The organism is Nonomuraea africana (assembly GCF_014873535.1).
In the GTDB taxonomy this organism is placed as follows: domain Bacteria; phylum Actinomycetota; class Actinomycetes; order Streptosporangiales; family Streptosporangiaceae; genus Nonomuraea; species Nonomuraea africana.
In genome coordinates this window covers 6814320-6832911 of record NZ_JADBEF010000001.1, presented here as the reverse complement: position 1 = coordinate 6832911, position 18592 = coordinate 6814320, and the positions used below count along the sequence as shown (strand labels likewise).

The 18592-nt window shown below is 71.6% G+C and carries 18 protein-coding genes; 9 read left to right on the top strand and 9 right to left on the bottom strand.

The genetic code is table 11. The features are described 5' to 3' along the window. Positions 1 to 62: 62 nt before the first annotated feature. On the bottom strand, positions 63 to 2384 hold the full coding sequence (locus H4W81_RS32350) for a helicase C-terminal domain-containing protein (RefSeq protein WP_318782100.1): 2322 nt from the start codon (positions 2382 to 2384) through the stop codon (positions 63 to 65). Positions 2385 to 2425: 41 nt separating this feature from the next. Here H4W81_RS32350 and H4W81_RS32345 point away from each other — a divergent pair, with 41 nt between their 5' ends. Continuing rightward, positions 2426 to 3250 carry a hypothetical protein gene (locus H4W81_RS32345; protein WP_192778278.1) on the top strand — a complete coding sequence of 275 codons (825 nt, stop codon included), beginning with the start codon at positions 2426 to 2428 and terminating at the stop codon, positions 3248 to 3250. Here H4W81_RS32345 and H4W81_RS32340 read toward each other — a convergent pair. Then, positions 3243 to 3860: a TetR/AcrR family transcriptional regulator gene (locus H4W81_RS32340; RefSeq protein ID WP_192778277.1), complete on the bottom strand. Its 618-nt coding sequence runs from the start codon at positions 3858 to 3860 to the stop codon at positions 3243 to 3245. The genes H4W81_RS32345 and H4W81_RS32340 overlap by 8 nt on opposite strands. A 124-nt stretch (positions 3861 to 3984) precedes the next feature. After that, a complete protein-coding gene (locus tag H4W81_RS32335) occupies positions 3985 to 4323 on the bottom strand; it encodes a hypothetical protein (RefSeq protein WP_192778276.1) in 339 nt (112 codons plus the stop codon). A gap of 75 nt (positions 4324 to 4398) precedes the next feature. On the opposite strand from H4W81_RS32335, the gene H4W81_RS32330 reads away from it, so the two are divergent. Both H4W81_RS32330 and H4W81_RS32325 read left to right on the top strand, forming a co-directional pair. Next, the gene (locus H4W81_RS32330) at positions 4399 to 5001 is read left to right on the top strand and encodes an HAD family hydrolase (RefSeq protein ID WP_318782099.1); all 603 of its coding nucleotides are present in this window, start codon (positions 4399 to 4401) and stop codon (positions 4999 to 5001) included. A gap of 88 nt (positions 5002 to 5089) precedes the next feature. Next, positions 5090 to 5485: a cold-shock protein gene (locus tag H4W81_RS32325; RefSeq protein WP_192778274.1), complete on the top strand. Its 396-nt coding sequence runs from the start codon at positions 5090 to 5092 to the stop codon at positions 5483 to 5485. Here H4W81_RS32325 and H4W81_RS32320 read toward each other — a convergent pair whose 3' ends face one another. Continuing rightward, positions 5486 to 6904 carry an MFS transporter gene (locus H4W81_RS32320; RefSeq protein ID WP_318782098.1) on the bottom strand — a complete coding sequence of 473 codons (1419 nt, stop codon included), beginning with the start codon at positions 6902 to 6904 and terminating at the stop codon, positions 5486 to 5488. A 133-nt stretch (positions 6905 to 7037) separates the two neighbouring features. Between H4W81_RS32320 and H4W81_RS32315 the strand changes: the two genes are divergently transcribed. Both H4W81_RS32315 and H4W81_RS32310 read left to right on the top strand, forming a co-directional pair. Next, the gene (locus H4W81_RS32315) at positions 7038 to 7838 is read left to right on the top strand and encodes a DUF3027 domain-containing protein (protein WP_192778273.1); all 801 of its coding nucleotides are present in this window, start codon (positions 7038 to 7040) and stop codon (positions 7836 to 7838) included. A gap of 97 nt (positions 7839 to 7935) precedes the next feature. Beyond that, the gene (locus H4W81_RS32310; RefSeq protein ID WP_192781172.1) at positions 7936 to 10881 is read left to right on the top strand and encodes a sacsin N-terminal ATP-binding-like domain-containing protein; all 2946 of its coding nucleotides are present in this window, start codon (positions 7936 to 7938) and stop codon (positions 10879 to 10881) included. Positions 10882 to 10979: 98 nt separating this feature from the next. Here the strand turns inward: H4W81_RS32310 and thpR are convergent, their stop codons facing one another. From thpR to H4W81_RS32295, 3 genes are all read right to left on the bottom strand, one after another. Next, positions 10980 to 11525, bottom strand: a complete 546-nt coding sequence (gene thpR / locus H4W81_RS32305) for an RNA 2',3'-cyclic phosphodiesterase (protein ID WP_192778272.1) — start codon at positions 11523 to 11525, stop codon at positions 10980 to 10982. Positions 11526 to 11656: 131 nt separating this feature from the next. Then, positions 11657 to 12880 (bottom strand): MFS transporter, encoded by a 1224-nt coding sequence (locus tag H4W81_RS32300; protein ID WP_192778271.1) that lies wholly within the window; start codon positions 12878 to 12880, stop codon positions 11657 to 11659. A gap of 23 nt (positions 12881 to 12903) precedes the next feature. Beyond that, positions 12904 to 13332, bottom strand: coding sequence for a MarR family winged helix-turn-helix transcriptional regulator (locus H4W81_RS32295; RefSeq protein WP_192778270.1), 429 nt, complete (start codon positions 13330 to 13332; stop codon positions 12904 to 12906). Positions 13333 to 13426: 94 nt separating this feature from the next. On the opposite strand from H4W81_RS32295, the gene H4W81_RS32290 reads away from it, so the two are divergent. Then, a complete protein-coding gene (locus tag H4W81_RS32290) occupies positions 13427 to 14014 on the top strand; it encodes a hypothetical protein (protein ID WP_192778269.1) in 588 nt (195 codons plus the stop codon). Here H4W81_RS32290 and H4W81_RS32285 read toward each other — a convergent pair. Next, positions 13998 to 15437 (bottom strand): NCS2 family permease, encoded by a 1440-nt coding sequence (locus H4W81_RS32285; RefSeq protein WP_192781171.1) that lies wholly within the window; start codon positions 15435 to 15437, stop codon positions 13998 to 14000. The genes H4W81_RS32290 and H4W81_RS32285 overlap by 17 nt on opposite strands. A gap of 116 nt (positions 15438 to 15553) precedes the next feature. Here H4W81_RS32285 and H4W81_RS32280 point away from each other — a divergent pair, with 116 nt between their 5' ends. Continuing rightward, on the top strand, positions 15554 to 15832 hold the full coding sequence (locus H4W81_RS32280) for a DUF2530 domain-containing protein (protein ID WP_318782097.1): 279 nt from the start codon (positions 15554 to 15556) through the stop codon (positions 15830 to 15832). Here the strand turns inward: H4W81_RS32280 and H4W81_RS32275 are convergent. Next, entirely contained in the window at positions 15820 to 16788 is a 969-nt protein-coding gene (locus H4W81_RS32275) for an aldo/keto reductase (RefSeq protein WP_192778268.1), read from the bottom strand. The genes H4W81_RS32280 and H4W81_RS32275 overlap by 13 nt on opposite strands. Before the next feature lie 100 nt (positions 16789 to 16888). Here H4W81_RS32275 and H4W81_RS32270 point away from each other — a divergent pair, with 100 nt between their 5' ends. Continuing rightward, entirely contained in the window at positions 16889 to 18133 is a 1245-nt protein-coding gene (locus H4W81_RS32270; RefSeq protein WP_192778267.1) for a polysaccharide biosynthesis C-terminal domain-containing protein, read from the top strand. Positions 18134 to 18135: 2 nt separating this feature from the next. Further along, positions 18136 to 18309 (top strand): hypothetical protein, encoded by a 174-nt coding sequence (locus tag H4W81_RS32265; RefSeq protein WP_192778266.1) that lies wholly within the window; start codon positions 18136 to 18138, stop codon positions 18307 to 18309. The last annotated feature ends 283 nt before the right edge of the window (positions 18310 to 18592 follow it).

The following is an 18592-nucleotide window of genomic DNA, read 5'->3' as shown; positions in this document are numbered from 1 at the left end:
GAGGGCGCAGGTGTTGGTCGGGGAATCCGAAAGACGCCGGCCGCCGTCTCTCCGGAGGTCGTTCAGGAGAGGTTGGCGACGCCGGTGATGCGGTGGAGGGCGAAGCGGTGGACGGCGGCGCGGGTCTCGTCGTAGGCCGTCAGGTAGCCGCCCTCCATGCGGGCCGGCTCCAGGATGCGGCTGGTGGCGTTGCCCTGGGAGTCGAGGTAGCCGATCCACACCCGCACCCCCTGCCTGATCGCCTCCTGCAGGGTGGAGATGGTGGCCGTGGCGGGGCCGCGGGGCACCGCGCCGTCCGGCGCGTCGACCGGGCTGCGTCGCGCCTCACCCGCCCGCATGGCCCGTACGGCGGCCGCCACCACGTCCGGGGCGAGCCCGTTGAAGGACGAGACGGTCCTGGCGACAGGCACCCCCTCGGTCCGCCTGGCGTCGAGCTGGGTGACGATGACGTCCCCGTCGAGGGACTCGGCGACGGGCGCGAACCCCATCGCCCTCAGCGAGTCGACCAGCGTCGCCCTGGAGGTGCGCGAGGCGATGACCGTGGGCGCCAGGCGCCTGAGCCGCAGCGCGTTCGAGCGGCGGTCGGCCATGAGCTGGTCGAGCATGGACGGGTCATCACTGCGGATGTACGCGCTGGCCGTGCCGACGCGCATCCTGCCGTGCCTGCGCGCCACGTCGGCCACCAGGTACGACAGCGGCTGCGGCACAGGGGTGGCGGAGTGGCGGGACAGCATGGACAGCAGCTCGTCCGCCCCCTGCCCCGCGTCGAGCGCGCGCCTGATGGAGCTCTCGCCGAACCGGTAGACGGTCGCGCCGCCGGTGGACTCCACGTCGGCGGCGAGCGTCAGCCAGCGCGCCAGGTCGCTGGTGAGCGGTCCCGGCGCGACGGCGGTGAGGTCGGCCTGCAGCAGCACGTGGTCGACGGGTTCGGGCAGCAAGGGCGCGAGGACGGCGGCGGCCTCCTTCGAACCGGTCAGCAGCGCGCGGCCGTGCGCCGACAGCACGCCCAGCCCGGTGAAGCCCAGCTGCTCGGCCTCGCGCAGGGTGAAGTCGGTCAGCTGCTCGCGCAGCGCCCCGCGCCGCCTGGGCTGCTCCCACGCCAGCCGCCGCAGCACCGACTCGCGGGACGGCGCGAGACCCGGGGCGGTGGCGAGCACGCGCAGCGTCGCCTGCCGTACCTCGGGGGCGGAGGAGCGGCGCAGATCGGAATGGAGCGCGTTGAGCAGGCGGTCGCGCTCGTCGCGTTCGCCCACGATGCCCGGCACCCTGTCGGTGTGCAGCCAGGTCACGGCCAGGGTGACCCAGCGGTCCTCCGTCGGCCTGATGCGCCAGCTGTCGTAGGCGGCGGTGGGCAGCCACTCGCCGTCGACGGTGCCGCCCGCGGCGACCAGACCCGCCGCGTGCGCCACCTCGATGACCAGCGCGGCGGCCCATTCGGGCAGGTCGAGCTGGGTGGCGGTGCGCTTGAGGTCGCGTACGCCGAGGCCGCCCGTGCGCAGCACGCCGGGAGCGTCGAGGCTCCACCTCTCGCACAGCTCCTCGACCGCCCGTACGAACGTGAAGGCCTGGCCCGCCGCCGTCCTGCCGGCGAGTGTCCCGGGACGCTCGGAGCCTTCGAGCGGCGGCGGCACGGGGGACAGGTCGCGGTGGACGCGGCCGTCGCGCAGGTAGAGGCCGACCTCGCGGGGCAGTGACACGCTCTCCTCGCCGGTGGCCGCGAGCAGGCCGCGGGCGAGCAGCTCCTCGATCGGCGAACGGGCGGTGGCCAGGCGGACGGCCCTGCGGGCGTTGGGCACCCTGCCGCTCGGCGGCCCCCACGCCAGCTCGTCCAGCGCCTTCCTGGCCGGCGGCGAGATCTCCTCGACCAGCTTGGCGGGCTCGGCGAGCGCGACCTGGAGCCGTTCCTTGGCGCTGCCCTGGGTGCCGGGGGCGATGTCGTCGGCGATCTCCTCCAGCTGCTCGGGCGGGTGGTGCCTGAACACCTCCGCGACGGGAGGGCCGAGCCCCGCGGGGTCGTCCAGCACCTTGCGGACTCCGGGCGCGAGGGCCAGGGCGTCGTCGGGGCCGTAGACCAGGGCGAGCGCGCGCAGGCGCTCCAGCGTGTCGTCCAGAGGGACGTCGTCGCCGCCCGTGGCCATGGCGAGCAGCCTGTGGAGGGACTCCCTGGCGAGCTCACCCGGCTGGACGGCGAGCGTCTCGACCACGGCCAGCGCGAACCTGTCGAGCCGGTCGAGGGCGCGGCCGATCGCCGAAGGGCTGCCTGCCCGCGCGGCCAGCCCTTCCAGGTGGGCGGGGACCGGCGTGATCAGCTCGGGGCGCGCGGACACGAGCGCGCCCAGCTGCTCGTCGGTGCGCTCCCTGATCCACTGGGTGAACTCCATCATTGCAATGGTATGTTCCTGCGGATTCGGGCAGCATGGCTTGCGTGATTGAACGGGCCGACCAGCTCGTCCTCGACTACGTCAGCAAGGCGGCCGACGCCGCTCACGGCGTGCTGCGCCAGGACCACCGGCTCGACTTCGTCCAGCGGCTGCGGGCCCGCATCGAGTCGGAGCGCGCCGGCAGCGAGGACCCCAAGGTCGTGGCCAGGGTGCTGGCCAGGTTCGGTGATCCGGCGGCGCTCGTGGAGCGCGAGGCCCGCCGGCTCACCTCCGACGGCGCGGTGCCGAAGATCCAGGCCGAACCCGAGGTACGGCCCGCCGAGAGCGACACCGCCGTCTTCCCCCGCGTCGTCGACGACGTCCCGCACGGTGTCGAGCGCGGGATCCGCGAGGCGCGGGCGAGGCTGACCAGGAGGACCGAGCGCGGCCTGCCGTTCGCCGGGCTGCGCCGGGCGGCGATGGCGGGCGCCAACCCGATGGCCACGCAGGGCAGGGACGCCAGGACCGTGGTGAAGGGTCATCCGCGCGAGGTCCTCGCGATGGGGCTGCTCCTGCTGGCCGCGCTGCTGGTGCCGATCAGCCTCCCGACCGTGGCGATCTTCCAGGTGCCGGTGATCGTCTGGGCGGTCGGGGCCGCGGTCGTCCTGGCGAGCGACAGCTGGTCCTTCAGGGACCGGATGATCGGCCTCGGCGCGCCGATGTTCGGCTACGGCGTCGGCGGGGTGGTGGTCGGCGCGCTGCGGGTCGGCGGCGAGCAGGGCTTCGCCGCGTTCGTGACCCAGTTCTACGAGGTCAGCGGGGTCATGTTCATGATCTTCACTGGTCTGGGCGTGGTCTGGCTCGCCTATCGCCTGTGGGATCTCAGCTGACCGGCGCGGGGGCGGGCAGCAGGCCGACGGCCAGCCGTACCCACGCGGCCACGAACTGGTCCTTCTCGGCATGGCCAGGGGTCTCGCCCACGGTCTCCTGGAACAGCCGGTAGTGCACGACCGCGCCGCCGAGGACCGCGCCGATTCCGGTCCAGTCGAGGTCGACCTCGGCGTACTCGGGCTGGGCGCGGAACCAGCCGGTGATCGCGTCGAACATCGGCTGCAGCAGGCCCTCGCGCACGACCGCGACCAGTTCGGGGAACTGGCTGAGGTCGCGGAAGAACACCCTGGTCAGCTCGCTCTCCTCGCGCACCTTCGCGAGGCCGGCGCGGCACACCAGGGACAGGCGCTCCTCGAGGTCGGCCGAGGCCTCCATGCTGCTGAGCTCGGCCAGGCTGTCGGCCACCTGGATGCGGGTGCGCGCGGCGTGCTCGTGCATCGCGGCGGCGAGCACCTCGTACTTCGACTTGAAGTGCCGGTAGAGGCCTCCCGCACCAGGGGAGAGCCCGGCGGCGGCCTCGATCTCGGCCACCGAGGTGGCGGAGTAGCCCCGCTCCGCGAACAGTCTCAGGGCCTCGTCGACGATCCGCTCGCGCGTGGATCTGGTCATGTCGTTCTTAGTACCTCCATCTAATGAGAAACGTGCTCATCAGACCGCCGCAACGCCTACGTGCCGGTCAGGGACCCGGCGGTGGTCCGATTGGCACGTTTCTCATTAGTAAGGACCATAGTCGTTACGGCGACACGCGCCGGATGAGGCTCGCCACAGCCGAGCCGAGGGCGAGCCACACCACCGCGGCCAGGCCGTAGTTGACCAGGACCTGCCAGCGCGCGTCGGCCAGCCTGAACAGGTCGGACAGGCCGAGCGACAGCGTGGTGGCCACCGACTCCACGAACTGGACGAGCGCGTTGGCGGGGTTCGCGGGGAAGATCCTGAAGGCGATGTATAGCGCCATGACGAGCGCGACGCTCCGCGTGAAGACCTTGACGGCCCACACGGCGATGGCGGCCGCGCGCTGCCAGACGGTCGGCGCGGTCCGGACGGCGGGCCGATGCGGTCGGGTTTCAGCCATGGCCGCTCCCTCGGATAAGTAATTCCTTTCTTCCCACTTCAACGCTCCCATACCAGGGACCGTTACTCTTCACGGGTGGGGAAATCAGTGGGGTTTGACCTCGATATGACGTTGGCCGACACCAGAACGGGTATCGCGGCCGTCTATGACGAGCTGGCCGTACGGCTGGGCGTGGTCATCGACAGCGCGGCGGTGATCAGCAGGCTCGGCCCTCCGCTCGAGGTGGAGCTGGCCAACTGGCTCCCCGCAGGCGACGTCCCCGCCGCCGCGGCGCTCTTCAGGGAGCTCTATCCCGCCACCGCCCTCCCGCTGCACATCGCCATGGACGGCGCGCACGCGGCGATCAAGGCCGTGCGCGCGGCGGGCGGCCGGGTGATCGTCGTGACGGGGAAGAACGTCCACGACGCGAGAAGGACGGTCGACCTGCTCGGCTTCGACGTGGACGAGGTCGTCGGATCGGTGTTCGGCGCGGACAAGGGCGGGGCGCTCGCCAGTTTCGGCGCGGCGGCCTATGTTGGAGACCACGTCGCGGACATCGAGGCGGCGCGAGCCGGAGGCGCCGTCAGCGTGACGGTCGCGACGGGCCCCTACACCGTGGGAGAGCTGCGTGATCACGGAGCCGATGTGGCGCTGTCGGATCTGACCGAGTTCGCCGCCTGGTTCGCCGACTGGAATTAAACCCGCATTTACCCGGTCGCTCTCCGGGCCCGCTGGGCATAACCTACTTCCATTCATCTTTCCCGACAGTACGAACGAGGTCCCCCCTGTGCCGAGTGGCAAGGTCAAGTGGTACGACGCCGACAAGGGTTTCGGCTTCCTCACCCGCGACGACGGCGGTGAGGTCTTCGTCCATTCCTCCGCGCTTCCCACTGGCGCGGAGCCGCTAAAGCCCGGACAAAAGGTCGAGTTCGGCGTGGCCGAGGGCCGGAGGGGGCAGCAGGCGCTGTCGGTGCGCATTCTCGAGCAGCCCCCGACCCTGGCGAAGACGGTCAAGCCGAAGGGCAAGCGGAAGAAGCCCGACGAGATGGTCGTGATCGTCGAGGACCTCATCAAGCTGCTCGACACCATCTCCGAGTCGTACCAGCGGGGCAAGCACCCCGACGCCGCGCACTCCAAGAAGATCGCCCAGGTGCTGCGCGCGGTGGCCGACGACCTCGACTGATCACCCGCTGTGCGGGTTGGTCAGCGGTTTGGTGGTGGCGGTGGGGTCCTTCGCCGCGGTCGAGGCGCTCACCTTGGCCGCACGCGCCCTGACCCGCACCCTCCTGCGCACCACCAGCCAGCCGAGGGCGAGGGCCAGCACGACCGTGAGCCCGGTGAGCCCGCCGGGGCCGGCCGACCAGTCCGACACCAGCAGGCCGATCAGCCCGCCGAACACCCAGGCCAGCTGCAGGAGCGCCTCGACCACGCCGAACGTGGACGAGCGCACCTCCTCGCCGATCTCGCGCTGCACGATCGCGTCGAGCGCCAGCTTGCCGAGCTCCTGCGCGAAGGCGGCCACCAGCGCCACCGCGACGGCGGCCCACAGGCCGAACAGGAAGGCCGTGACACCCGCCGTCACCGTGGTCACCGCCAGCGTGAGCAGCACGATGAGCTGGGGCGAGTGGTTGCGCGCCCAGTTGGCCACCGCCGCGCCCGCCAGGCCGCCGAGGCCCGCCGCGGCGGCGAGGAGCGCGATGGTGGTGGTCGCGGGCAGGTCCTTGAGGTGCTCGTCCTGCACGAGGAAGAGCAGGTAGAACAGCAGGAAGCCGGAGAAGAAGCGAATCGCGGCGTTGGCCCGCATGGCCTCGGTGACGGCGGGGCCGACGTTGAGCAGCGTCCGCCAGCGCGCCCTCTCGCCGCCCTCCTCCTCGTCGAGGTCGGGGGAGTCGACGTGGCGCGGCAGCCGTACCGCGAAGACGCCCAGGACCAGGAAGACCACCATCGCGATGCGCAGCACCCACGCCGCGCCGAGCCAGGCGGTGAGGCCGGCCGCCGCGGGCACCGCGATGCCCGCCGCGACCAGGGAGAACAGCGCCACCCTCGCGTTGGCGCTGACCAGCGTGATGTCGGCGGGCAGCACGCTCGGCATGATCGCGGCGCGGGAGACGTGGTAGGCCTTCGACAGCACGAGCACGCCCAGCGCGCCCGCGAAGAGCGTCAGCACGTCGCCCGGACCCACGGCCGCGGCCATGGCGAAGCACAGCAGGCCCCTGGCGAACAGCGTGCCCGCCATCACGTAGCGGCGGCCCGATCTGAACCTGTCGAGCACAGGACCGACGAACGGCGCGACCACCGCGAACGGGATCATCGTGATCACCAGGTAGAGCGCCACCTGACCGCGTGCCTCGTTGACCGGCAGGCCGAAGAAGATCGTGCCGGCCAGGGCCAGGGTGACGAGGGAGTCGCCCGCGCTGTTGGCGGCCGTCAGCTCGATCAACCTGCCGAGGCCGGTGCGGTCGGCGCCGTGGGCGTGCGTAAGCCGGCGCGTGGCGTGCCCCACCCGCTGGGCGCCGCTCGCGGTGGCCAGACCCACGCGCCGGGTGCCGCGCGCCGTCCTGCGGCCTGCACGAATGGACGCGCGGCCGGCTTCGGCCAACACGTGTCCCACCCGTCTCGCTAGCGTCCACACACGATCCACGCTAACCAGTCTTACCTGACATGGGTGCTCGCACGTCCCGTCATGGGTGAGAATGGAGTGTGAGCGAACAGCACCTTTCGGCGAGGGCGCGCCGATGACCAGGACCAGGACCCGCGTCGCCGCGCCCGACCAGGCCTGTGTCGCCGCAGTCGACCTCGCGAGGGAGGCCGCGCGGGAGCTCGCCAGCCCCGGAGAGCCGGGAGAGCACCTCGGATTCGAGGGCCAGGGCGACCGGATCGTCACCCATTACTTCGCCTGCCTCGACCGCGCCTACCGCGGCTGGCGCTGGGCCGTCACCGTGACCCGCGCCTCCCGCGCGAAGAACGTCACGGTCAGCGAGGCCGTGCTGCTGCCGGGCCCGGGAGCCCTGCTGGCCCCCGAATGGCTGCCGTGGAGCGAGCGGCTGCTCCCCGGTGACCTGGGCGTCGGCGACCTGCTGCCGACCGCGGAAGACGACGACAGGCTCGTCCCCGGCTTCACCGGCGCCGACCCCGAGATCGACCACCAGATGATTTTCGAGTACGGCCTGGGCAGGGCCAGGGTCCTGTCGGCCATCGGCAGGGACCGCGCCGCCAAGCGCTGGCACTCGGGCGCGTCGGGCCCGCACACGCCGATCGCGCACGCCGCCCCTGCGCAGTGCTCCACCTGTGGCTTCTTCTGGCCGCTCGCGGGCGGCCTGCGCGGAGAGTTCGGCGTGTGCGCCAACGAGTACGCGCCGGACGACGGCAAGGTCGTGGCCGCCGACCACGGCTGCGGCGCCCATTCCGAGGCCGCCGTCATGCCGCCGCCCGTGGAGCAGGCCACGCCGATCCTCGACGACCTCGGCTACGACCTGATCGAGGACGAGCAGGGTTCGGTCGACGAGTCGGCCTCGGAGGAGCTCGGCCACTCCTGATCCGCGCCGATCCGTATTGTCGGCGCGGAGCGCTAGCCTTCGGTGGCCCCTCTCTCGTTTAGGAGTTTGCCCCGTGGACACCTTTGGCACTGACCGGATGCGCGCCGCCGTCCTCACGGCTTGGAAGGCCTCGCCAGCGCGCTTTCGTGAGGACGCCAACGCCGAGGAGGACTTCGCCCTCGGCGGCTACCGCGACCGCCTGATCGTCGAGCTGGCGCAGAACGCCGCCGACGCCGCCCTGCGCGCGGGCGTGCCCGGCCTGCTGCGCCTGGAGCTGCGCGACGGCGTGCTGACGGCGGCCAACACCGGCGCGCCGCTCGACGCGGCCGGGGTCGAGGGCCTGTCCACGCTGCGGGTGTCGGCCAAGCGCGGCCACGTGGGCGCGGCCGGCCGCTTCGGCGTGGGCTTCGCGGCGGTGGTCTCGGTGTGCGACGCCCCCTCGATCGGATCGCGCTCCACGGGGGCGGTCCGCTGGTCACGTGAGGAGACGACGGCGCTGGTGGCCGCCGAGCCCGCCCTCGCGGGCGAGCTCGACACCCGCGAGGGGCACGTGCCGCTGCTGCGGCTGCCGTTCCCCGACTCCGTCGAGGTCCCCGACGGTTTCGAGACCCTCGTACGGCTCCCGCTGCGTCCCTCGGCCCTCGAGGCCGTGCGGCGGATGCTCGCGGAGACCTCCCCCGCGCTGCTGCTCGGCATGCCCGCGCTGACCGCCATCGAGATCGTGGTCGACGGGGTCACCCGCAGGGTCGAGCCGTCCGGGTGGCACGTGGTCTCCATGTCGGGGGAGTTCTCGGCCGACGAGGTCGCCGCGTACTTCGCCGACCGGCCGACCGAGGAGCGATCCAGGCCCTACTGGTCGGTGCGCTGGGCGGTGCCCGAGCAGGAGGGGCCGTTGCCCGTGCCGCAGGTGGTGCACGCGCCCACCCCCTCCGACGAGCCGCTCGACCTGCCCGCGCTGCTCATCGCCTCGTTCCCGATGGCCACCGACCGGCGGCACGTCGCGCGGGGCCCACTGACCGACTTCCTGATCTCGCGCGTGGCCGAGGCCTACGTGCGGCTGCTGGAGGAGCTGCCGCGCACGCCCAGGCTGCTCGACCTGGTGCCCGCGCTGATGGGCAAGGGCGAGCTCGACGCCCGCATCCGGCGCGCCATCCTGCGCCTGCTGCCCGACGTCCCGCTGCTGCCCGCGTTGTCGGCGCCGCCGCCCGTGGTGCAGTCGCCCTCGTTCGCGGATGCGGCGCTCTACGACCCCGACGCCGCCTGGCAGGTCGAACATCCCGTGCGCGAGCCCTCGGGCGACGGCTGGGTGGTCTCCGGCAGGGAGGCGTCGGTCGTCAACGGCTCGGGAGAGCTGCTGGCGGTGCTCGCCTCGATCGTCCCCGGTCTGCTGCCCGCCGGCTGGCCGGCCAGGCACCCCGCCATGGCCTCGCTGGGCGTGCGCAGGGTGGAGCTGGCCGAGGTGGTCGACCAGCTGTCGGGCGAGGCCATCGAGGGCCGCGACCCCGCCTGGTGGCGCTCGCTCTACGACGTGCTGCCCGCCGACGACCCCGAGGCGCTGGGGGCGCTGCCCGTGCCGCTGGCCGACGGCCGCCTGGTGCGCGGGCCGCGCGGCACCCTGGTGCTGACCACGCCGCTCGATCTGGCTCCGCTCGGGCTGCGCATCGTCCATCCCGACGCGGCGCACCCGCTGCTCCTGCGCCTCGGCGCCTTCGAGGCCACGCCGCGCGCCGTCCTCGACGACCCCCTCACCAAGAACGCCGTGGCGCAGTCGCTCGACAGCGACGATCCCGACGCGGTGGCGAGGGCCGTGCTCTCCCTGGTCGACGCGGCGGGGCTGACGGCAGGCGAGGAGCCGTGGCTGTCGGAGCTGGCGCTGCGCGGCGCCGACGGCTCGCTCTACCCAGCCGGTGAGCTGCTGCTGCCCGGCGGCGCGCTGGCCGGGTTGCTCGTCGACGACTCGGGCTTCGGCGTGGCCGACTCCTCCTACGACCCCCGGGTGCTGACGGCGGTCGGCGTGCTCGACGGGTTCGCCGTGGTCAACGACGCCGACGTGCTGCTCGACCTCGACTCCTGCGACCACGACCTCGATGAGGAGGACGCGTGGCTCGAGTCGCTGCCCGCCTTCGAGCTGCCTCCCGTCGCGCCCGAGTTCACCGCCATCCGTGACCTGGAGCTGGTGGCCGACTGGCCCGCCGCGCTCGCTCTGATCACCAGGCCGCCGCTGAGGAGCGCGCTGCTGCCGCTGCGCGTCGACGGTCAGGAGGTGCCCTCCTACACCGCGTGGTGGCTGTCCACCCACCCGGTCCTCGACGGGCGGCGTCCGCTGGAGCTGCGCCTGCCCGGCGCCGACCCGCTGCTGACCGGCCTGTACGACGAGGCGCCCGAGGGGCTCGACCACGCGGCGCTGGCCATGCTGGGCGTCCGCACCACGCTGACCGACCTGCTGGCCTCCCACGGGGGCCCTGAGGAGCTCCTGGAGCTACTGGCGGACCCGTCGCTGACCGTCGACCGCGCGCAGTTGCGCGCGCTGTGGATGGCGCTGGCCGCCGTCGACCCGTCGCGGGTGGCGCCGCCCACCTCGGTGCGGGCGGTGCTCGGCGGCGAGATCGTGGTCGCCTCGGCCGACGACGCGGTCGTGGTCGAGGCGCCCGACCTGCTGCAGCTGGTGACCGACAGGCCGCTGATCCTGGCCCCCTTCGACCTGGCCGAGGCCCTGTCGGAGCTGCTCGATCTGCCGCTCACGGGAGAGCTGGTCCCGGGCGCGGTGACCTCCACGGGGGTCGAGCGTCCGGTGCCGCAGGAGGTCAGATCGCTGCTGCCCACGGCGCCCACGCGCTACGTGGAGCACGAGAAGCTACTGGTCGATGGGGTGCCGTGCGCCTGGCGCTACTTCGACGGCATGGTCCACTGCGACGGCGTCGACGGCCTGGCGCGCGGCCTGGCGTGGGCGACGGGTCAGTGGAACGACCGCCTCGCCGTCGCGGCCCTCCTGCGCAACCCGGGAGACGTTCCGCTGCTGCTGGCCGAGGCCGATCTGTCCTAGCCGATCAGGTCAGCACGGAGCCGACGACGACGATCAGCAGGAGCAAGCCGAGCACGGTCGGGAGAAGCCAGAAGCGAGGACGGTCCACGCCGTGCAGCCTAGCTCCGCTCGGCGGGTGCGAGCGCCCAATGTCCGAGTGACTCGTACCTCACCGCCGAGCCCGGATGGCTGCGCATGAGGTGGATCGAATCGGCCCACCACGGTGACCCCGCGAAGGACGACAGGGCCTCCACCAACGGGCGGAGGTCCGTGGGGTGCCTGGCGCGGGCGAGCGTGAGGTGGGCGTGGAAGCGCTTCTCGTCAGTCTGTACGGCTCCCGCGCGACGCCCCGCCGCGGCGGCCGAGTCGGCCAGCCGGACGAGGGGGTCGCCCGTGATGCCGACCCAGAAGACCCGTTTGGCGAAGGCGCCCGCGCCCGCGAAGGCCAGGCGCTTGACGGGGTGACGGGCGGCGGCGCGGGCCAGCCGTACCTCGAGGTCGGGCAGGGAGCGGTCGGCGACCTCGCCGTAGAAGGCGAGCGTGAGGTGCCAGGTGGAGCGATCGACCCAGCGCAGGCCCTCCACCACCCGGATACGCGGGGCCAGCGCGGCGGCCACCTCGTCGAGGATCTCGGGCGGCGGCAGGATCGCGGCGAACAGTCTCACGGGTCGATTGTCCCCGAGTGCCGAGGGCCCTTCGGCCCGCGGGTGTGGAGGCCGGGTCCATCAGCGGCCCGCGGGTGTGGAGGAGCGGGCCCCTCGGCCCGCGGGGTGTGGAGGCGCGGGCCGGAGGGGCGTCAGGCGGTGGCGACGGCCAGGCGGCGGGTGCGGCGGGCGCCGATCATGCGGGTGAGCAGGATGGCCAGGCCGGTGCCCACGAGCGTGAGCAGCCCGCCGATCATGACGCCCACGCGCGGACCGCCCAGGTCGGAGATCCAGCCGATCAGCGGCGCGCCGATCGGGGCGCCGCCGGTGAAGACCAGCACGTAGATGCCCATGACCCGGCCCCGCATCTCGGGCGAGGTGGACATCTGGACCAGCGAGTTGGCGGCCGTGTTGACCGTGATCAACGCGATGCCGGTGGGGGCGAGCAGCAGGAGGTAGACCGGGTAGAAGGGGGCGAGGCCCACCACCACCTGGAACAGCCCGAACCCGATGGCGCCGGCGATGAGCAGCTTGCGGCTCGGCCTGGCGCGGCGGGCGGCCAGCAGGGCGCCGCCGAGCGCGCCGACGGCGAAGGCGCTGGAGGCCACACCGAACGACGAGGCGCCCTGACCGAAGACCTCGCGGGCCATGAGCGCGATCGACATCGAGAACGACTGCGTGAACATCGCCATGAACGCGATCACCAGGATCGGCAGCAGGAGCTCCGAGCGTTCGACGACGTAGCGCAGCCCCTCGCGCAGCTGGCCCTTCGCCCTGGGGACGAGCTCGGCGGGGGTCAGCTCGGACCTGCGCATGAGGAGCAGGCTGGAGATGACGCCGCCGAAGGTCAGCGCGTTGAGCAGGAAGATCGGTCCGGTGCCGATGGCGTACATGAGCACACCGGCGAGCGCGGGGCCGACCACGCGGGCCAGGTTGAAGATCGAGGCGTTGAGCGCGATGGCGTTGGGCAGATCCTCCCTGCCGACCATCTCGACCACGAACGCCTGCCGGGTCGGCACCTCCACACAGGAGATGACGCCGAGCGCGAAGGCCATCGTGTAGACGTGCCACACCTCGGCCGAGCCGGTGACGGTGAGGACGCCCATGGTCACCGCCAGCATCGCCATGAGCGACTGCGCGATGATGAGCACGGGGCGCTTCGGGTAGCGGTCGGCGAGCACGCCGCCGAACAGGCCGAACAGCAACTGCGGGAGGAACTGCAGCGCGGTCGTGGTTCCGAGGGCCGCCGCGCTGCCGTGGGTGAGGTCGAGCACCAGCCAGTCCTGGGCGGTGCGCTGCATCCAGGTGCCGAGGTTGGAGACGATGCCGCCGGCCGCGAACAGCCGGTAGTTGTGAACCCTGAGAGACCGGAACATCCCGGTCCTGGGTTCGTCAGGCTCTATATCTTGCTGAGCTTCTCCAGAATCGGCGCCGCCTGCCGGAGCACTGCCCGCTCCTCGGGTGTCAGCTCCTTCAGCCGATGCGTCAACCAGGCTTCCTTCAACCGGCGCTCCTCCTTCAGGAGCGCCTTGGCGGTGTCGGTCACCACCACGGTCACCTGGCGCCTGTCGGTCGGGTGCGGTGAGCGCGCGACCAACCCGCGCTCCTCGAGCGCGGCGATCACCCGAGTCATCGAGGGCGGTTGCACCTTCTCGAGCTCGGCCAATTCGCCGGGGGTTATCCCTGAATGCCGTTCCACGGCGGCGAGCGTCGCGAACTGGGTGGGCGTCAGGGTGTGTGCCGCCGCCTGTCGTCGGAGTCGTCTGGTCAGCCGCGCCAGCGACACGCGCAGGGCTGATGCCAGGCCTGCGTCGCTGCGCAGATCCATCTTGGGAGGGGGATTCGTTAGCACGTCTCATTACCCTTGCTAACTATATGCGAAGCCACGCTATTCCCTCCAAGGGTTTTCGGTAGAGTCCACCATGCACTTCTTATTCTGGGCCGCCGCGGTGATCGTTTCGGCCTGGGAAGCCGTCACTGTTGCGTTGCCTCCGGCCTTCGTGGCGGCGAGCCTGCTCCCCACCGTCTTCCTCCTCGGCCTGGCCATTCTCGCCCGCGTCGCCGAGGGGTCCGCACACCGCAGGCTGGCGCTCATCGGGATCGCGGGCATGCCGTCGCTTCCCGCGATCTCCGTTCTGGCTCACGAGTACGGCGGAGTCGTCGGCTCGCTGCTGTTCGACCACACGGCCGGTCCCGTCGCCACGGTGGTCTGCGTCATGCTCATCGCCGCCGCGGACCTGATGGTCCAGCGTAGGTCGGCGGTGCCGTACCTCCTGCCAACGCTCGCGGTGGCGCTACCCTTCCTCGTCGCCACCGCCGACCTGTGGACCGGCAATCTGGCGTGGTTCTCGCTGCCCGACTGGATCGCGATCGAGGTGCTGCTCGGGTCGGGCGTGCTCGCGGGGCTGGTGCTGGCCGCCGTCGTCACGCGGCGGCTGTGGCTGCGCGTGGCCACCGCCCCCCGGGAGGAGGGCGGCCCCGTGGACGGCCTCGCTACAGAAGCGTCTTGATCGGCCCGAGCGCGAAGTAGACGACGAACAGCCCGGCGACCACCCACATCAGCGGATGGACGTTCCTGCTCCTGCCCTTGACGACCTGGATCAGCACGTAGCTGACGAAACCCGCGCCGATGCCGTTCGAGATGGAGTAGGTGAACGGCATGAGCACGATCGTCAGGAACGCGGGGATGGCGATGTCGAAGTCGTTCCAGTCGATCTCGCGGACCGTCGTCATCATCATGAAGCCGACCACGACGAGGGCGGGCGCCGCCGCCTCGTACGGCACGACGGCGACCAGCGGCGCCACGAAGATCGCCAGCAGGAACAGCACGCCGGTGACCACGCTGGCCAGACCGGTGCGGGCGCCCTCGGCCACACCCGCGGCCGACTCGATGTAGGTGGTGTTGGACGACACCGAACCCGCGCCGCCCGCCGCCGCGCCGATGGAGTCCACGAGCAGGATCTCCTTGGTGCGCGGGAGCTGGCCCTCCTCGTCGAGGAGGTCGGCCTGGCGGCCGACGCCCACGATCGTGCCCATCGTGTCGAAGAAGTCCGTGACCAGCAGGGTGAAGATCAGCAGCACGGCCAGGATCACCGACACCTGGCTGAAGGCGCCGAACGGGTCGAACTCGGTGAACAGCGTCAGCGGGTTGTGGAAACCGAAGATCTGCTCGGGCCAGGACGGCGTGACCAGCTGCCAGCCGGCGGGGTTCTTCGCAGTGGCCGCACCCGTCTTCGTCAGCGCCTCGACGATCATCGCGAGGAGGGTGGTGCCGACGATGCCGATGAGGATCGCGCCCTTGACCTTGCGGGCCACCAGGACGGCGGTGGCCAGCAGGCCGAGGATGAAGACCAGCAGCGGCCACGAAGTCAGCGCGCCCGAGATGCCCATCTCCAGCGGCGGCCCGGCGGCGACGCGGCGCACGAAGCCCGCGTCCACGAAGCCGATCAAGGCGATGAACAGGCCGATGCCGACGCTGATCGCGGTCTTCAACTGGACAGGGATGGCGTTGAAGACGGCCACCCTGAATCCGGTCAGCACGAGGATGCCGATGATGACGCCCTCGAGGAAGACCAGGCCCATCGCCGCCTCCCACGTCATCTGGGAGGCGATGCCGAACGTGACGAAGGCGTTCAGGCCGAGGCCCGCCGCCATCGCGAACGGCACCCTGCCGACGACGCCCATGAGGATGGAGAGCATGCCCGCGACGAACGCGGTGCCGGAGGCGACCAGCGGTACGTTGGCGACCAGACCGTCCCCGATGAACTGGCCGTCGGCGTCCGTGGCCCTCGCGATGATGAGGGGGTTGAGGACGACGATGTAGGCCATCGTGAAGAAGGTGGCCAGGCCGCCGCGCACCTCGCGGGAGACGGTCGAGCCCCGCGCGGTGATGGCGAAGTACCGGTCAAGTCTGGATGGAGTAGTGGCTTTCATGTCTTTCACGCGCGAAGAGTGACAGCGGTTGCGACCTGCGAAAAGACCCCGCGACCTGATCGAGACGGATTTGCCGCCATATCGCGTGAAACAGCACGTCGACTAGGCTGGATCACGTGAAGCAGCCATGGCGGCCGGATCCGGAGCCGCTCGAGACCAACGACAGAGCCGCCGTGCTCGCGGGCACTGCCCTGTGGGCGCTGGCGTTGGTCGTGCTGCTGATCGTCCGGCCCGCCCCCGAGAACGCGTGGTGGATCTGGACCTGTGTGACGGGCGTCGCCTTCGGCGGTTTCGGCTACTGGTTCGTCGGCCGGAAGCGCCGCAAGAGCCTTCCGGCCGACGAGGCGCCCGTCGAGCCCGTGCTGGGAATGGGCCCCCCGGATCACCAGGCGTAGTCCTCCGGCGCGGTCTCGTGGCCGGGGAAGATCTCATCGAGCCTGGCCAGCGCCTTGTCGTCCAGGTCGATCTCAAGCGTGCGCATGGTGCCGTCGAGCTGGTCGAGCGTGCGCGGGCCGATGATCGGCGCGGTCACGGCGGGGCGGGTCAGCAGCCAGGCCAGGCCGACGTGCGCGGGGTCCTCGCCGAGCTCGTCGCAGAACGCCTCGTACTGCTCGATCCGCTCGCGGTGCTTGTCGAGCTCCTTGACCATGTTCTCGGTGGCCGAGCGGCCCTTGTCGATCTTGCGTAGCACGCCGCCGAGCAGGCCGCCGGCCAGCGGGCTCCACGGGATCACGCCGAGCCCGTAGTCTTCGCAGGCGGGCAGCACCTCCAGCTCCACTTTGCGGGTGAGCAGGTTGTAGTGGGACTGCTCGCTGACCAGGCCGAGCATGCCCCTGCGCGCGGCGCTCTCCTGGGCCTTCGCGATGTGCCAGCCCGCGTAGTTGGAGGAGCCGACGTAGATGATCTTGCCCTGCTGGCGCAGGATGTCCATGGCCTCCCAGAACTCCTCGAAGGGGGTCTCCCTGCCGATGTGGTGCGCCTGGAAGATGTCGATGTAGTCGGTCTGCAGGCGCTTGAGCGAGGCGTCGCAGGCCCTGCGGATGTGCAGCGCCGACTGCAGGCTCTCGTTGGGCCACTCGCCCATCTTGCCGTGGAACTTGGTGGCGATGACGGTGCGCTCCCTGCGGCCACCGCCCTGGGCGAACCAGCGGCCGACGATGTTCTCGGTGACGCCCTCGCCCTGCTTCCAGCCGTACACGTCGGCCGTGTCGAAGAAGTTGATGCCGAGTTCGTGGGCCCTGTCCATGATGGCGAAGGAGTCTTCCTCCGTCGTCTGGGGACCGAAGTTCATCGTGCCGAGGCAGAGCGGGCTGACCTTGAGCCCGGTGCGTCCAAGGTTCACGTATTCCATGCCCCCAGCCTAAGAACCTGGAGCGCACTCCAGGCCAGACCCCGCCCCGGTATACTGATCACGAATCCCGGGGTCTGATCGCCTCGGGATTGTGCGTTTCATGCATCGCGCCATCGCGGGGGCCGCGCTCCCGCTCCTTCTGTCCTCGGTCACCGGATTAGCCGGATCCCTGGTCGTCACCTCCGTCCTCGGCCGTCACGAGACGGCCGCGCTGGCCGCCTACGCCCTCACCACGGCCGTCCACCACCCGGCCCTGATGGCCGTCGTCGGTGGCCTGCGCGGGCTGGGGCCGTTCGTCGCTCCCTTCCGGGACGATCCGCCGGCCGTGGTCCCCGTCCTGCGCGATGCCCGATGGCTCGCCCTGCTGATCGGTACGGCCGGCGCGGTCGCGGTGGCGTGCGCTCCGCTCATCGCCGCGCTGAGCGGGGTCAGGGTGGCGGGGTTCGGTGTCCTGCCCGTCACGCTGGCGCTCTCGCTGCTGGTGAGCGCCTCCAACGGGGGCGCGAACATCGTGCTGGTCTCGCTCGGGCGCAGCCGTCAGGTCCTGTGGTCGAGTGCGGCGTCCACGCTGGTGGTCGTCATCCTGGTGCCCGTCATGGTGCCGGCATGGGGGTTGACCGGCGCGGGCGTGGCCTTCCTCTGCTCGTCGCTGGCCGGAGCGGGGATCGCGAACCTCGCCCTGCGCCGCGTGCTGGGACGGCCCGTCGGCAGGGGCAGGCCGCGCGTCCAGGAGATCACGCGCATCGCCCGGGTGAGCCTTCCGCTGTCGGGGACGCTGCTGATCAAGTTCGCCGGCCTCGGCGTGGTGGCCTATGCGGCGGCGAGGACCGGCGTCGCGGGCTCGGCGGCGCACGCGATCCTCTACTCGCTGACCGGCTTCCTCATGCTGCCCGCGCTCGCGGTGGCCCAGGCGTCCGTGCCGGAGATCGCCCGGGCGAACGGGATGGCGGGCAAGCGGCACGGCGCCCGGGTCGCGCTGACGCTCGCGATCTGCGGGGCGGGCGCGGGCGTCCTGGTGGTGCTGCTGCTCATGGACCCGCTGACGCGGGCGTTCACCACCGACGTGGCGGTCCGAGCCCAGGTGACGGCCGTGGCGGCCCTCATGCTGTCGGCGACGCTGGCCGACGCGGGCAACGTGGTCATGGGCTTCGGGCTCACCGCGATGAAGCGGTCGAGCTCCAGCCTGCGCTCGCTGGCGATCGGCTGGGGCCTGATGGCCACCGCCGCGGGACCGGTGGCGGGCGCCTGGGGCCTGCCGGGCCTGTGGACCGCCATGCTGGCCACCAACCTGCTCCTGCTCGCCCTGCAGGGCAGCGCTTTTCTGTCGGCGACGGCTGGTGGATGAGCTTGGATTCCTTTGTGATCGGGTACGGCTTGTTCGCGGCCGTCGCGACTTCCGCGGCGGCTTCGGGTGGATTGGGTACGTTGTGGATGGCGGTGCTCGCGGCCAACCTCGGGCTCGTCGTTCTGCAGGGCGGCGGCTTCTACCGGCAGAGCGCGATGGTCGCCGCTGCGGCATGATTGCTGGATGGGGGATGTCCTGATTCGCACGCTTGTGGGGCTTGTCATGGCCCTGGCACTACCGGCCACACCAGCCTTCGCCACCCCCACTTTCGCGGAACCCGTAACCTCCCAGACCTTGGCCTCTCGCACGGAGACCCCTGGTGCTGAGGCGGCTCAAGCGGTGGCTGCTCGCGTGGAAGCCCCTCGAGTGGACGTTGCTCGCGCGGGGGCCCCTAGCGTGGTGGCCTCTCGTGCGGTGGCCTCTCGTGCGGTGGTGGCGGTGGCGGGGGGTGCGGTCGGC